The sequence below is a fragment of the Pantoea sp. RG18 genome, assembly GCF_025910075.1.
GTDB classification, from domain to species: domain Bacteria; phylum Pseudomonadota; class Gammaproteobacteria; order Enterobacterales; family Enterobacteriaceae; genus Pantoea; species Pantoea agglomerans.
The window spans coordinates 56,541-71,340 of sequence record NZ_JAPCIL010000027.1 but is presented as its reverse complement, the minus strand read 5'-3'; the positions used below and the strand labels follow the sequence as shown (position 1 = coordinate 71,340).

Sequence of the window (14,800 nt, the reverse complement as noted above, 5' to 3'; positions counted from 1 at the left end):
ATGAAGAGAAAATTTCACGATAGTGATGCCAATATATCCCATAACGGAACAGAAGAAGAAATCATCGTGTTCCGCGGGACGGGAGGCTTTAAAATCCAGAGGGTTAGCTGAAAATCAGCGTAGCCGCCTTATATGATTTTTCCAGCACGTCTCGCAATCCTGAATAACTGCCGGGCCTGTGAGAAGGCACAAAATCATGTCGCTGTGATGAAAACTCAAAAATGATATATCTCTACGTTCCCGCTCACGCTAACCCAATTAATCAGCAGGATAGCGCCCAAAACATCCCTGTTTACCGCTTTGCTTAAAAAATGACATCAAATGTAATGCATGACACCATAAACGGCCCAGAAAATGGCGTTAGCACCCAGATAAGTCCAGCATCCCCAGTAGGCTATGGGTTCACGACGGGTACGGAGTTTAGGCAGGAAGGCCAGTAAATAGAGGGCAGAGGCGATAAGCGAAACGAAGTAGAAAAATTTCATGGTTTTCTCCTGATCAATATCTTTTATTTGAGAATAGTCAGGGCTCACCATTTTGCTTAATGCATCAGCAGATTCGTTATGGATCGGCTTTCTCTTTGATGCCCACATCGGATGTCAGCACAGTTAAATCCGCGATAAATCGAAAATGCAGCGTCACGGTACGATCAGCCAGCCTTAAGAAAAGATCACGTCAGGATGTTCAGCCTGAGGTTACACCCTATAATCAACGCTGTTTGTTAGCCTGCAGGAATGCAGGTTTTGCACCCGCCCAAAAGGAAGAGATCCCGCTGATGTTTTCTCGTTTTTTTATTTATCGTCCCGTTTTTGCATGGGTTGTTGCCATTTTAATCATGCTGCTTGGCGCGCTCTCTATTACCCTGTTGCCGGTTGAACAATATCCCGATGTTGCGCCGCCTTCGGTGAATATCAGCGCAACGTACACCGGTGCTTCTGCGGAAACGCTGGAGAACAGCGTCACGCAGGTGATCGAGCAGCAGCTTACCGGGCTGGATAATCTGCTCTATTTTACCTCCAGCAGCAGTTCACAGGGGAATGTGTCGGTTACCGTCACATTCAGTCAGGGCACCGATCCGGACACGGCTCAGGTGCAGGTGCAGAACAAGGTGCAGCAGGCGCTCTCCCGTCTGCCCAGCGAAGTGCAGCAGCTTGGTGTTACCGTGACCAAATCGCAGTCAAACTTCCTGCTGGTGATGGGGTTGTATGACACCACGGGCAAAAGCAACAGCACGGATATCGGTGACTGGCTGGTCAGTAATATGCAGGAGCCGCTGGCCAGGACCGAAGGGGTAGGTGACATCCAGGTGTTCGGCGGTCAGTACGCGATGCGCATCTGGCTCGATCCCTTCAAACTAAACTCCTTTGCGTTGCAGCCCTCCGATGTGTCGGCGGCGATACGCTCGCAGAACATTCAGGTTTCAGCCGGTAAAATCGGCGGCCTGCCATCGCCCGACAATCAGCAGCTCACCGCCACGGTCAGAGCGCAGTCGCGACTGCAGACACCAGAGCAGTTCCGAAACATCATCGTCAAAAGCGACAAAAGCGGTGCCATCGTGCGCGTGGGTGATGTGGCGCGGGTGGAGCTGGGCGGCGAATCCTATGACATGACCACCCGACTCAACGGGCATCCTGCGGCGGGTGTCGGTGTGATGCTGGCGCCGGGCGCGAATGCGCTGGCCACCGCAACGCTGGTGAAAAACAAAGTTGAAGAGTATCGCCACTCAATGCCGGAAGGTTATGAGGTGGCTTATGCACTCGACAGCACTGACTTCATCAAAATCTCCGTTGAGGATGTGGTGATCACCCTGATCGAAGCGATTGCGCTGGTGGTAGTGGTGATGTACCTGTTCCTGCAGAACATCCGTGCGACGCTGATCCCGGCGCTGGCGGTGCCGGTGGTACTGCTCGGCACCTTTGGCGTACTGGCGCTTTGCGGCTACACCATCAATACCCTGACGCTGTTTGCTATGGTGCTGGCCATCGGGCTGCTGGTGGATGATGCCATCGTGGTCGTCGAAAACGTCGAACGCATTATGCATGACGAAGGTCTGCCGGCGCGTGAGGCAACGGAAAAGTCGATGAAAGAGATCTCCGGCGCGCTGGTGGCTATCGCGCTGGTGCTCTCCGCGGTATTTCTGCCCATGGCCTTTTTCGCCGGGTCGACCGGTGTGATTTACCGGCAGTTCTCCATCACCATCATCGCCGCCATGACCTTCTCCGTGGTGGTGGCACTGACCCTAACGCCTGCACTGTGTGGCATGTTGCTGCGGCCGACCTCACCCCATCGTAAAGGCTTCTTTGGCGGTTTTAACCGCTTTTATGCCGCCACCGAGCGCCAGTATCGTCACAAAGTGGTGAGCACTCTGCGCCGTCCGCTGATCATGGTATCGCTTTATGCGGCAATGGGCGTTGTGCTGTTTGTGATGTTTACCCGCTTGCCGGGCAGCTTCCTGCCGACTGAAGATCAGGGCAGCATCATGCTTCAGGCGACATTGCCAGCGGGTGCCACGGCCAGTCGCACTGAGGCAGTCAATCAGCAGATTGTTGACTGGTTCCTGACCGAAGAGAAACAGAATATTGATGTGGTCTTCACCATCAACGGTTTTAACTTCAGCGGTGCTGCGCAGAATGCCGGTATGGCGTTTATCAAGCTTAAGAACTGGGATCAGCGACCGGGTAGTGAAAACTCTGCCGAAGCGATTGCCGGGCGCGCCACCTACGCGCTGGCGTCGATTCGGGATGCGCAGATCTTTGCGCTGACGCCGCCGTCGGTGCCGGGTCTGGGACAGAACAACGGCTTTACCTATGAGCTGCTGGCCAGTGGTGGCACCACGCGTGAGCAACTGGGCAACCTGCGCGATCAGCTCTTACAAAGCGCAGCGCAAAGCCCGGAACTGCTCGGCGTGCGGGCCAATATCCTGCCGCAAACGCCGCAGTTGCAGGTCGATATTGATACCAGCAAAGCGGTGGCACTGGGACTGCAGCTGGATGACGTGACCGATACGCTGACCAGCGCCTGGGGCGGTGCCTATATCAATGACTTCATCGACCGGGGTCGGGTAAAGCGGGTCTATGTGCAGGGCGACGGTCAGTATCGTTCATCACCTTCTGATCTGGATAAATGGTACATCCGTAACAGTGAGGGCACCATGACGCCATTCTCGGCGTTTGCCTCGACCCGATGGACCATGGGACCCGAAAGCCTTAACCGCTACAACGGCTCTGCCTCCTACGAAATACAGGGGCAGAACGCCGAAGGGTTCAGCTCCGGCGATGCTATGAACACCATTGAGCGACTGGCCAATGAACTCCCGGCAGGGACCACAGGGGCATGGAGCGGTCTTTCGCTGCAGGAGAAGCAGGCGGGCGGGCAGTCAACCACGCTGTATGCGATCTCGATTCTGGTGGTTTTCCTCTGTCTTGCTGCGCTGTATGAGAGCTGGTCGGTGCCTTTCTCCGTGCTGTTAGCGGTGCCGCTCGGCGTGCTAGGTACCGTGCTGGCGGTGGCACTGCGCGGATTAAGCAATGATATCTACTTCCAGGTGGCGTTGCTGACCACAGTTGGACTCACCTCCAAAAACGCGATACTGATCATCGAATTTGCGGAGGATGCGGTTCGTCGGGGAAGTTCGCTGAGCGCGGCTGCGTTGCAGGCAGCGCGAACCCGTCTGCGGCCGATTATGATGACGTCGCTGGCCTTTATCGCCGGTGTGATCCCGCTGGCGGTGGCGACGGGCGCCGGTGCTAACAGCCGCATCGCCATCGGTACCGGTATCATCGGCGGTACGCTGGCAGGCACGGTACTGGCGCTGTTCTTTGTTCCGCTCTTCTTTGTGCTGGTGAAGCACTACCTGACCCGCCATCGCAAAGGCCAATAACGCAGAAAGCCCGTCTGCAGGCGGCTGCAGACGGGCTGGGATCAATGATCAGCGGAAGATTACAAATGCTGTTTAAAGAAGGCGGTCAGCTTCGCAAACGGGATCAGGTCAGTGCGGTCATAAAGGTCCACATGGCCTGCATCAGGCACGATATAGAGCTCTTTGGGCTGTGCCGCACGCTGGAACGCATCTTCGCTGAACTCGCGTGAATGCGCTTTATCACCCGTGATGAAGAGCATCGGGCGCGGTGAGATGGTCTCAATGTCATTAAACGGATAAAAGTTCATGAATTTCACGTTGCTGGTGAGCGTCGGGTGCGTGGTCAGCGCAGCTGAACTGTTTTTCGGTGTGAACTCACCGCGAGGCGTCCGGTAAAAATCATAGAACTCTTTGGCTATCGGAGGCGAATCAGCATCGATTTTATGTGGTGTACCACTGGTGTACTCAGTTTTACCCCCGGTGAACTCTACATAGCGTTGCTGTGCTGCTGCTTCCATGATTTGCTTGCGCTGCGCCAGTGTCTGGCTTTTATTCAGCGCATTACGGTTGGCTGACCCCATGTCATACATGCTGACGGTAGCAATGGCTTTCATGCGGGGATCAATCTTCGCTGCGCTGATGACAAAACTGCCACTGCCACAGATGCCCAGCACACCAATCCTGTCGCGATCGACAAATTGGCGGGTACCCAGGTAATCCACGGCGGCGCTGAAGTCTTCGGAATAGATATCCGGAGAGACCGCGTTGCGTGGCTGACCTTCACTTTCGCCCCAGAATGAAAGATCAATTGCCAGGGTAACAAATCCCTGCTCAGCCATTTTCTGCGCATAGAGGCTGGCGCTCTGCTCTTTGACTGCGCCCATCGGATGACCTACCACAATCGCCGGAAGGCGCGCCGTTTTACCGGCCTCTTTTGGTCTGTACAGCGTGCCGGTCACACCCATCTGATACTGGTTTTTAAAGGTGACTTTCTCGCGGGTGACTTTATCGCTTTGATAAAAGTTATCGGCGCCGCGTGACATATCGGCAGCGCTGGCCGCAAATGAACTGATCAACAGTCCAAACATCAGGGTTAATGCTCTCATAAGAAGATCCTTATCGGGGTTGACGACGTGAGGGCAACGGGTTGCCCGGTTAAACAACGCATCTGCTATCAGGCAGCGCTTTCCTTACGGGCGGTGATCATCGCCAGTCCGGCGGCAGTGACCAGTAATGTGGCGCTGATGGCAAAGGTGGTCTGCCAGCCTGCATGGTCAAAGGCCAGGCCACCCAGCGTCGACCCCAAAGCAATCGACAGCTGTACGATGGCCACCATTAATCCGCCACCGGTCTCGGCATTATCCGGAAAGGTTCTGGCGATCCAGGCCCACCATCCGGTTGGTGCCGCTGTTGCCACCAGTCCCCAGATGCCAAGCAGTGGCGCCACCAGCCACAGGTGATGACCGAACACCATGAGCAGCATCGCAACCAGCGCCATAATCAACGGGATAATCATCAGGGTCAGATAGAATCCGCGCTGCAAAACAGCACCGATAATCAGCGTGCCGATAAAGCCGGCGACGCCAATGGTCAGCAGCACCAGCGACAGCGCAGAAACGTCAACCTGTGTCACGGTTTCCAGAAACGGGCGGAGATAGGTAAACAGGGTGAACTGGCCCATAAAGAGCAGGCCGCAGGCGGTCAGACCCACCGTAACCAGCGGCGAACGCAGCAGCTGCAGAATTTTTCCGCTGCGCTGCCGGGCCGAATCGACTGGCATTGATGGCAGCGTGAGCGCCTGCCAGAGCAGGGCGATCAAGGCTACCGGCACCAGGCTGAAAAAAGCCCCGCGCCAGCCAATGACAGAACCGAGATAGCTGCCCAGCGGTGCAGCGATAACCGTCGCCAGCGCATTCCCGCCATTGAAAATGGCCAGCGCGCGCGGCACCTGCCCGGTGGGGACCAGCCGGATAGCGACCGCCGCTGACATCGACCAGAAACCGCCAATCACCACGCCAATCAATGCCCGGCCAGTCATGTAAGTCAGATAGTTGGGTGCCATCGCCACCATCAATCCGGATAGTGCCATTACCAGCGTGAGCGCCAGCAACAGAATTTTGCGGTCGAGGTTCCCTGCGATGCGGGTTGTTGAGAGGCTGGTGATCACTGCCAGTGCGCCGGAGATAGCGATGCCCTGTCCGACCAGACCTTCGCTGACCGCCAGATCTTGTGATAACGGCGATAACAGGCTGACCGGCATGAATTCAGAGGCGATGAGCGCGAATACACACAGCGTCATTGCCCATACACCACCCCAGTGCGCTTCTTTATGCCGGGGGGAACAGTCAGTTGTTTCCGTGGAAGTCATGTTGTGTCCTGTTTCATTGTTTGCGGTGCTGATGAACTCAGGAAATTTTACTGTTTCGCTTTATATTGACTAGCTAATGAATCCTTAATGGGGTTATAACCAGACCTTATAAATCTATCGGCGGGAGTGCAGTATGAAGCGCAACATGAATGACCTGCAGGCTTTTATTACCGTGGCGCGTGAGGGCAGCTTTACCCGCGCGGCAGCGCTGCTGGGCGTGACGCAGCCCGCGTTAAGTCAGACCATTACCGCGCTGGAAAACCGGATGGAGATTCGGCTGCTTACCCGCACGACCCGTAACGTTTCACCGACTGCGGCGGGTGAACGGTTAATCCAGGCGATTGGCAACCGATTCGATGAAATTGAGGCGGAACTGGATATGCTGACCGCGATGCGGGACAAGCCAGCCGGCACGGTACGGATCACCTGCGGGCCGCATATTCTGAGCTCACTCCTGATGCCAAAGCTGACGCCATTGCTGGCGGCTTATCCTGATATCCGGCTTGAGTTCGATGCTAATCATGGCTTACGCAATATCGTGGCCGATCGATTTGATGCAGGGGTCAGGATGGGAGACACCATTGATAAAGACATGGTGGCGATGCCGATAAGCCCGCCATTACGGATGGCTGCGGTGGCCACGCCCGACTACTTTCGTCGTCATGCTGCGCCGCAGGTTCCGCAGGATCTGCTGCATCACAACTGCATTAATATGCGGCAGGCGACAGCGGGTGGGTTGTACGTCTGGGAGTTTGACGGTGAAGAGGGGCCGTTAAATGTACGGGTGGATGGACAGCTAACGTTCAACACTTCGGCACACATTGCAGAAGCGGCTCTCGCCGGGCTGGGGATCGCTTTCCTGCCTGAGCAGGAAGTCGCAGAAGGGCTGGAGCAGGGCACCTTGATCCGCGTGCTGGAGCGCTGGTGCGAGCCGTTTCCCGGGTATTACCTCTACTATCCCAGCCGCAAGCAACATTCACCCGCTTTTACCCTGGTCAGAGAGGCATTAAGGCTAAAAGAGGGGGCATGATGAACCTGATTGGAATAGATGCCATTCCATGGCGTAATACGTCCTAAAGCGCTTTATTCAGAATTACTTAGAAGGACGGCGACTAATTTTGCCTCCTTTCCGACCGGCTTCCCTGGCTTTTTCAGGATCGTTTTTGAAATTGCCCCCACTGGCCTTGCCTCCTGCACTGCCAGCTTCACTCGCCCGTTCTGGATCGTTGGCAAAATTGCCGGCACCACCTCTGTATTTCTGTTGTGTCATAGGAAGACCTCATATCAATGTTCCATTAGATAAAAAGGACTAGCTAGTCACACCTGCAAGCATAGTCGTCCGCTTCGTTTATGCAAATGCACAGAATTAAAGTATTGATAAGACTGATTTTAATTTGTCGCAGGGTGATAGCTGGCAGCAGCTGGATGAGAAAATCACGTTCGCCGCGCAGGATGAACAGCAGGAAGCGAGGGGATCAATAGGCTACGGTTCCGGCGACACGCTCCCAGACTTACGTGACCTGCCTGCCGAAGCTCGGGAGCGCTGCGAACAGCACTGGAACCAGCAGAGTGACAGGTAAACAGGAATAGCGCCGCTTTGTTTGTTAGCGGTGAAGTCGCCTGTTTAAGAGAGACGCCTGGAAGCGGCAGAATAAACCTCTGAGCGCTCTCTTTTCCCGACAGCCACCACAAAAACCACCACCCGGTCATCAATAACCTGGTATACAAGTCGATAACCGGATGACTTTAGCTTGATCTTATAGCAGTCAGGTATCCCGCTGAGTTTGTTCGCCTCAATTCTGGGTGACTCAAGACACTCAGCCAGCTTCTTTTTAAGCTGTTCACGTACTGTCGGGCCCAGCTTGCGCCACTCTTTCAGTGCCCTCTGATCGAACTCCAGTTGCCAGGTCATTAAAGGTCATCCAGTGTGACCCGGACAGGCTCAGGGTTTCGCAGGCGTTCTTTAACTATGTCTACTAACGCCGCATCTTCGTCACTGAGTAACGTTTGCTTAAAGGGAAGACGTTCATTATCTGCAATATATTCAAGCATCAGGCGCAGCGCATCAGAAGGAGTCACACCCATTTTTTCGAGCGCAGCATAGGATCGTGTCTTCAGGTCATCATCGATTCGAATGTTAATTGTGCCCATAGCGAGTTCCTTTGTATTTACACTTGACATTACAATTGTCGCACTGATGAGTCTGTATCGCAAACAGTAAACATCAGTCACCCGCACAGCCTTATATCTTCCCGGTAAAATCACGCTAAAGCTTATTTTATGCTACGAAAATATAACATCTTCATCCATTAAACCAACTGCAGCAATCGTTAAAGGTTTTCCCGCTACTGGCGATAACCAACAGGCGTTGAGCGCGCCGATCATTGATGAACCCGGCACTCCGCGACGAGTTCTGAACGCGAACGGACCTGCTTTTAGCCCTCCTTTTATACACACCAGAAAGCGCTAATTTAAGCGCAAATTACTCAAATAAAAGCGAAAATAATAATATGTCGATCATTAAGACGATCAAAAGACACCTGCCTGTTGCCCGTCTTAGGCGTAGCAGTCAGCCTGCCAATGGCACCTACGATTGTCGTGCGTTGCCAGATTCACTGGCCTCCGTGGGTTTAAGCTCGCGGGCGGGCGGCATCCTGATGACCTTCGTTCCGCCTGAAGCCGATTTTCAGCGGGTCAGTCAGGCCTGGCAGCGATTCAATTCCGCCGACCTGACGGTATTGACGCTCTCTTCCAACGGCGCGCTGAGCAGCAGCAGATCGCAAAGCACCTACTGTGATGGCAATGGCCCGGAGGGAAGCTACCTCTGGCTGCCGGACACACTGATCGCACGCCATGAGACGCATATTGTTGATCTGCATGTCGCCGACACGCAGACGGCCAGCCAGCGCATCACCGCCATCCAGCAGGAGCTGGCGCGCTTGAAGGTGCGGATGCCGCTCTCGGCTGATCGTACTTTCGCCATGATTTACTGTGACGGATTGTCGGCATCCGAAGGCTTTCTGATGCAGGCCTGGTATAACAGCGGGCGCTTTCCCTGCCTGGCGATTGGCGGTTCTGCCGGGGGTAAAATCACCTTTGATGGCACCTGGATTGGTACAGGTGGCAGGGTGTTGCAGGGCAAGGCTGTGATTGTGTTCTCCCAGATGGCGCCAGGAAAATCATTTGCTCCTTTTAAAAGCCAGAACTTTACGCCACGCGATCAGAGCTGGCTGATTGCTGAAGCCGATCCGGTTGCGCGTACTGTAACGTCAGTATTTAACCGCCAGGGGCAGCAGCAATCGTTTGTTGCGGCGCTGTGTGAACATCTCAACTGCAACGAAGCGCAACTGAGCGAACGGCTAAAGGGACTCACTTTTGGCGTTAAAGTTGGCGGCGAGTACTTTATTCGCTCGATCGCCAAAATTGAATCGGGCGGCGTACACTTTTTCTGCGATCTTGAGTTTGGCGATCGACTGTTCCTGATGGAAGAGAAAGACTTTAAACAGACGACGCAGCAGGAGTGGCAGGCTTTTACCGCTCAGCATGGCAAACCCGCGGCGATCCTGATGAACGACTGTATTCTGCGCCGTGTCGGTAATGCCGATAAGCTGCATAATGCCCATTTCTTCAAAGGCATTGCCGCCGCCGGTTTTTCCAGCTTCGGCGAAATCCTGGGTGTGCCCATCAATCAGACGCTCTCCGCGCTGGTGTTCTTTAATCATGACGTCAAAGCGATGAGCCAGTTCCCGGTAGAGTACGCCGGCTACGCGGCACACTACGCGCAGCGAGCGTTGCGCCGCTGGGAAGCGCTGAACAGCATCCAGACGCGGGTGCTGGATCGGGTTATCACTTATCAGCAGGCGCTGACGCCGCTGATGGAGGCGCTGCCGGTGCTGGAAACAGCCACTCAGAGCCAGGGAGAAACCCTGAGCCTGGCAGAGAGCAGTATCCGTAACATCAGTAATATCGCCACCGAGAGTCAGCAGGCGCAGGGCCGGCTGGATGATGGTCTGGACGATCTGGAGAAAATTTCCAACGGCATCAATGAGATTACGCATGGCATCAGCAATATTGCTTTCCAGACCAACATCCTGGCGCTGAATGCCGCAGTAGAAGCGGCTCGTGCAGGCGAGGCTGGGCGGGGATTTGCTGTGGTCGCGGGCGAAGTTCGTCGTCTGGCGCACTCCTCAAAAGAGCAGGCTGAAGCTACGGCCAGTAACATCGGTGAGGCAGTCAGCACCATCTCACGTATCCGGCTGGTGGCCAGTGATTCGGCGCAGAACGCCGCCCAGATGGCAGAGCGCAGTATCAGTGCAGCCGATACGCTGGCGGCCATGAATCAACAGACGCGACATGAGCGCGCTGACATTGCGAAGCATCTCGGCAGCCTGCGTGAACTGACGCAGGGGATGGATGCGATGCAGGAAGCCGTCGCGCAGCTCAAGGTGTTACAAACTCTTTCCGGTGCGCAGGTTAAGGGCTGATTTATCAGCATAAAAGACAAAAAAGTGCGGTGTAAGCGTAACGACCAGGCAGGGCGGGCTTTCAGTTGTTACACTTGTCGGTGATTAACCACGCAGAGGTATGAATGAAAATTAAAAGTTATGCAGCCATGCAGGCTGGCCAGGCCCTTGAACTCTATGAGTACGATGCCGCCGAACTGGCAGCCGAAGAAGTCGAAGTCCAGGTCGAATATTGTGGCGTCTGCCACTCAGATCTGTCGATGATCGACAACGAGTGGGGCATCTCTCAGTTCCCGGTGATTGCAGGACATGAAGTGATTGGCCGGGTTTCAGCCCTGGGCGAAGCGGCTAAGAACAAAGGTCTTTCAGTCGGCCAGCGTGTAGGAATCGGCTGGACAGCAAAAAGCTGTCAGCACTGCGATGCCTGTATTAACGGCGAGCAGGTTAACTGTCAGCAGGGCAGCATCCCGACCATCATGAACAAAGGTGGTTTTGCCGAGAAGCTGCGTGCTGACTGGCAATGGGTTATTCCGCTGCCAGAAAAACTGGATGTGGCGAGCGCCGGTCCGCTGCTGTGTGGCGGTATCACCGTGTTTAAACCGCTGCTGATGAGCAACATCACGGCAACCAGCCGTGTGGGTGTGATTGGTATCGGCGGACTTGGCCATATCGCAATCAAGATCCTGCACGCGATGGGTGCCGAAGTGGTGGCATTCAGCTCAACGCCAGATAAGAAGCTGTCGATCCTGGATATGGGCGCGGATGAAGTGGTTAACAGCCGTGATCCAGAAGCTCTGAAAAAGCAGGCAGGCCGTTTTGACCTGATCCTGAGTACTGTGGCGGTCGACCTGGACTGGAAACCTTATTTCGCTGCGCTGGCACCTCAGGGTAAATTCCACACCGTGGGTGCCGTGATGAAGCCGATTGAAGTGAGTGCTTTTGATCTGATCCTGGGCGATAAAGCGGTGACCGGTTCATCAACCGGCTCACCAGGCCAGCTGCGTTCGCTGCTGCGACTCGCCTCGCGTGCGGATATTGCGCCACAGGTTGAGTTCTTCCCGATGTCTGACATCAATAAAGCGCTGGATCACGTTCGCGCCGGTAAAGCCAATTACCGTGTGGTTCTGAAAGCCGATTTCTGATGCGAATCTGAAATGACATGCCGCAGCCTGCTGCGGCATTTTTTTATCCTCAATTTGTCAGCAATCCCTTAGCCAGCCCTGCGGCAATCACCTCATCGGCTGTCACGCTGAACCATTTCTCTGTAGCGCATTCCGCGTTATCACGGCGCCATGCGGCAACCATCTGGTAGCCCAGCGTATAGCCATACCATCGGCGAAAGTCACCCGTGCCGAAGAACCAGGCAGAATGATCATAATGAGGACTTTGCAGCGTGGTCAGCGGCACTGGACTAGCCTGTAATTCGCTTAGCTCTATGGCTCGTTCCCAGGGCTCTGCTGCCGTTTTAAGCAGCCAGCAGACGAACTGACCCGCCAGACCTTCGCTGACCAGCGCTTCACCCAGCGTCCAGCCATATCCCGGCCCGCGCATTCGCAAACAGTGATGGACTTCATGCACGATATGCCGCACCAGCGTGCCATTTTCCAGCATCCCGGGCAGATTCGGATTTGCCGGGTCAATGGCCAGGCCGAACAGGGTGGGCCCGTAAGCCCGGCCTGCAAAACCGGTTTCAGGTATTACTGCCTCCGGCATGCACTGAACCAGAATATCCAGACGAGGGACACGTGTCACGGAGGAGAGGTGCTCGCAGGCGAGCTCAGCGGCCCTGACTATTGCCGATTTATAGGGTTCAACATCACCCGATGCCTCCAGCCAGTGCAATTTCCATAAGTCGTTCACAGACTCTCCTGTCAAAGGTTGATAATCAGAACACAGGTCCGGGACCCGCCAGGGCTACTAATACCTTAACCGGCAATGCTTTAAACAGACATCGGCAGAGAGCGTTATCGTTGTCGGTAAAGAGTTAAAAGCAACTTCGGGAACTCCTGCCATTACTGAACATTCAGGGCTGTTTCGTCGCGACGCCAGCACCGATAGATACCCTGCCACAAGAAAATAGTGCAGTTTGGCCCGATTCCATCGAACACTGTCCTTTGAGCCTGTTACGCGCAGGTAAACAGTGCCGTAAAGTGACCTTATGGTAGCCAGTAAGCCTGGCTGATTTCACTGAAACTGTTTACGGAGCCAAAATGAAGCTGACCCAGATTCGTAATGCCACCCTGCTACTGGACTATGCAGGCAAAAAATTCCTGATCGACCCGATGCTGGCCGAAAAAGAGGCCTGGCCCGGATTTGCCGGAAATGCCCGTCCCCATCTGAGAAATCCGATGGTTGAGCTGCCTGTCCCGGTCGCTGCACTGCTGGCAGTCGATGTGGTTATTATCACCCACACGCATATGGATCACTGGGATGAGGCTGCGCAGCAGCTAGTGCCGAAGACGATGATGATCTACAGCCAGAACGAAACAGATGCAGCGCTGATTCGTTCGCAGGGTTTTGAAAATGTTCGCGTGCTGCAGGATGAGAATCCGTTTGTTGATGGCCTGACGATTTATAAAACCGACGGTCAGCACGGCAGCAATGCGTTATATGCCGACAAAGTGATGGGCGATATTCTGGGTGACGCCTGTGGCCTGGTCTTTACCCATCCGGCAGAAAAAACCCTCTATATAGCTGGCGATACCGTATGGGTCAAACCCTATGTCAGAGCGCTGCAACGTTTTCAGCCGCAGGTGGTGGTAATGAATATCGGCAATGCAACCAACGATCTCTATGGGCCGATTATCATGGGAAAAGAGGATACCCAGCGCACGCTGAATATCCTGCCTGACGCAACGCTGGTTGCCTCACACATGGAGGCGATCAACCACTGTTTGCTGACGCGCGCAGAGCTGCGAGCCTGGACTACCGAACAGGGTATTACTGACCAGGTGCTGATCCCGGAAGATGGTGAAACAATGACGTTCTGAGCGTCGTGGCACTAAACCGGCACAATTGTGCCGTGAGTTCTCAACACTACGCTTTCACACAATAAGGGGGAGAGGATGGCTGCTCTGAGAGTCGCGGTGCTGGCAACGGCCGGTTTTAGTCCGTTTCATTTTTCAGTTCCCTGTATTCTGTTCGGCTCAGCCCTGCCGCAGCCGGATCTGTTTCATGTCGATATCTGCGCACTGAAACCAGGCCCGGTCATCTCAGAGATGGGGTTGTCAATTACGGTGGAACAGGGTCTTGACCCGCTTGATCAGGCGGACATTATTATCGTGCCCTACTGGCATAATCCGGCTGAAAAACCTGCGCAGGCGCTGCTTGATAAGCTGGTGGCAGCCTGGCAGCGCGGCGCAGAGATCGTTGGACTATGTCTGGGCACTTACGTACTGGCTTATGCAAGTTTGCTCGATAAGCATCGTGCTGCCACTCACTGGGAATTTGAGCGTGACTTCTGCGAGCGCTTTCCGCAGGTTCACCTCGACAGTAATGCTCTTTATACCCGGGACACTCGTCTGATCACTTCTGCCGGCACCGCGGCGGGCATCGACTGCTGCCTGGATATCATCCGTCACCACTATGGCAGCGCCATGGCTAATCGGGTAGCCAGACGCATGGTGGTGCCGCCTTACCGTGAAGGCGGTCAGGCGCAGTTCATTGAGCGGCCGGTTCCGGAAACAACGCGTGACAGTAAGATCAACGCGTTGCTGGCGTCCCTGCGACAGAATCTGCATCAGCCGCAGGATCTTGACTCACTTTCGCGGACGCTTGGCATGAGCAGGCGAACGCTGACGCGTCATTTTCACAAGGCGACAGGCATGTCCCTGGGAGAGTGGCTGACAGCAGAGCGTCTGCAACGCAGCCAGCTATTACTCGAAACCACCGGCATCAGCATTGAATGTGTGGCAGAAAAGGCGGGTTTTGATTCGCCCGTGTCATTTCGTCAGCGTTTTAAATCCCGGTTTGGCGTCTCTCCCAGCGAGTGGCGCCGGACATTTCGGGGGCCGCATCCGGTGATGAGTGATGAGACATTACGACAGGACGATGAGTGACCAGGCCCGGATGAATTTCTGCGCCTGTGACTTTACCTGCCGGAATATTCCC

At 54.8% G+C, this 14,800-nt stretch carries 14 protein-coding genes; 7 read left to right on the top strand and 7 right to left on the bottom strand.

Annotated features, from left to right (window positions below):
* Window positions 1-317: 317 nt before the first annotated feature.
* On the bottom strand, window positions 318-485 hold the full coding sequence (locus OK409_RS21945; RefSeq protein WP_009093121.1) for a hypothetical protein: 168 nt from the start codon (window positions 483-485) through the stop codon (window positions 318-320).
* A gap of 290 nt (window positions 486-775) precedes the next feature.
* Between OK409_RS21945 and OK409_RS21940 the strand changes: the two genes are divergently transcribed.
* Entirely contained in the window at window positions 776-3,880 is a 3,105-nt protein-coding gene (locus tag OK409_RS21940) for an efflux RND transporter permease subunit (protein WP_045139847.1), read from the top strand.
* 59 nt (window positions 3,881-3,939) lie between these two features.
* Here OK409_RS21940 and OK409_RS21935 read toward each other — a convergent pair whose 3' ends face one another.
* Window positions 3,940-4,965 carry an alpha/beta hydrolase gene (locus tag OK409_RS21935; protein WP_264367539.1) on the bottom strand — a complete coding sequence of 342 codons (1,026 nt, stop codon included), beginning with the start codon at window positions 4,963-4,965 and terminating at the stop codon, window positions 3,940-3,942.
* A gap of 68 nt (window positions 4,966-5,033) precedes the next feature.
* Window positions 5,034-6,158 (bottom strand): MFS transporter, encoded by a 1,125-nt coding sequence (locus tag OK409_RS21930; RefSeq protein ID WP_264367557.1) that lies wholly within the window; start codon window positions 6,156-6,158, stop codon window positions 5,034-5,036.
* A 202-nt stretch (window positions 6,159-6,360) separates the two neighbouring features.
* Between OK409_RS21930 and OK409_RS21925 the strand changes: the two genes are divergently transcribed.
* Window positions 6,361-7,257, top strand: coding sequence for a LysR family transcriptional regulator (locus tag OK409_RS21925; RefSeq protein ID WP_010257019.1), 897 nt, complete (start codon window positions 6,361-6,363; stop codon window positions 7,255-7,257).
* A gap of 63 nt (window positions 7,258-7,320) precedes the next feature.
* Here the strand turns inward: OK409_RS21925 and OK409_RS21920 are convergent, their stop codons facing one another.
* Window positions 7,321-7,497, bottom strand: coding sequence for a general stress protein (locus tag OK409_RS21920; protein WP_010257023.1), 177 nt, complete (start codon window positions 7,495-7,497; stop codon window positions 7,321-7,323).
* A gap of 124 nt (window positions 7,498-7,621) precedes the next feature.
* On the opposite strand from OK409_RS21920, the gene OK409_RS21915 reads away from it, so the two are divergent.
* A complete protein-coding gene (locus tag OK409_RS21915; protein WP_033786345.1) occupies window positions 7,622-7,807 on the top strand; it encodes a hypothetical protein in 186 nt (61 codons plus the stop codon).
* Between the two features lie 44 nt (window positions 7,808-7,851).
* Here OK409_RS21915 and OK409_RS21910 read toward each other — a convergent pair whose 3' ends face one another.
* Together OK409_RS21910 and OK409_RS21905 are read right to left on the bottom strand one after the other, a co-directional pair.
* Window positions 7,852-8,139, bottom strand: coding sequence for a type II toxin-antitoxin system RelE family toxin (locus OK409_RS21910; protein ID WP_010257030.1), 288 nt, complete (start codon window positions 8,137-8,139; stop codon window positions 7,852-7,854).
* The gene (locus OK409_RS21905) at window positions 8,139-8,378 is read right to left on the bottom strand and encodes a type II toxin-antitoxin system RelB/DinJ family antitoxin (protein ID WP_010257033.1); all 240 of its coding nucleotides are present in this window, start codon (window positions 8,376-8,378) and stop codon (window positions 8,139-8,141) included. Before OK409_RS21905 ends, OK409_RS21910 begins: the two co-directional genes overlap by 1 nt.
* 359 nt (window positions 8,379-8,737) lie before the next feature.
* Between OK409_RS21905 and OK409_RS21900 the strand changes: the two genes are divergently transcribed.
* Both OK409_RS21900 and ahr read left to right on the top strand, forming a co-directional pair.
* Window positions 8,738-10,711, top strand: coding sequence for a methyl-accepting chemotaxis protein (locus OK409_RS21900; protein WP_264367538.1), 1,974 nt, complete (start codon window positions 8,738-8,740; stop codon window positions 10,709-10,711).
* Window positions 10,712-10,815: 104 nt separating this feature from the next.
* The gene (ahr, locus tag OK409_RS21895) at window positions 10,816-11,832 is read left to right on the top strand and encodes an NADPH-dependent aldehyde reductase Ahr (protein ID WP_264367537.1); all 1,017 of its coding nucleotides are present in this window, start codon (window positions 10,816-10,818) and stop codon (window positions 11,830-11,832) included.
* A gap of 49 nt (window positions 11,833-11,881) precedes the next feature.
* Here the strand turns inward: ahr and OK409_RS21890 are convergent, their stop codons facing one another.
* The gene (locus OK409_RS21890) at window positions 11,882-12,550 is read right to left on the bottom strand and encodes a DUF2268 domain-containing putative Zn-dependent protease (protein WP_060678730.1); all 669 of its coding nucleotides are present in this window, start codon (window positions 12,548-12,550) and stop codon (window positions 11,882-11,884) included.
* A gap of 350 nt (window positions 12,551-12,900) precedes the next feature.
* Here OK409_RS21890 and OK409_RS21885 point away from each other — a divergent pair, with 350 nt between their 5' ends.
* Both OK409_RS21885 and OK409_RS21880 read left to right on the top strand, forming a co-directional pair.
* Window positions 12,901-13,680 carry an MBL fold metallo-hydrolase gene (locus OK409_RS21885; RefSeq protein ID WP_264367536.1) on the top strand — a complete coding sequence of 260 codons (780 nt, stop codon included), beginning with the start codon at window positions 12,901-12,903 and terminating at the stop codon, window positions 13,678-13,680.
* Window positions 13,681-13,755: 75 nt separating this feature from the next.
* On the top strand, window positions 13,756-14,748 hold the full coding sequence (locus OK409_RS21880; RefSeq protein ID WP_033781074.1) for a GlxA family transcriptional regulator: 993 nt from the start codon (window positions 13,756-13,758) through the stop codon (window positions 14,746-14,748).
* Window positions 14,749-14,800 lie beyond the last annotated feature (52 nt).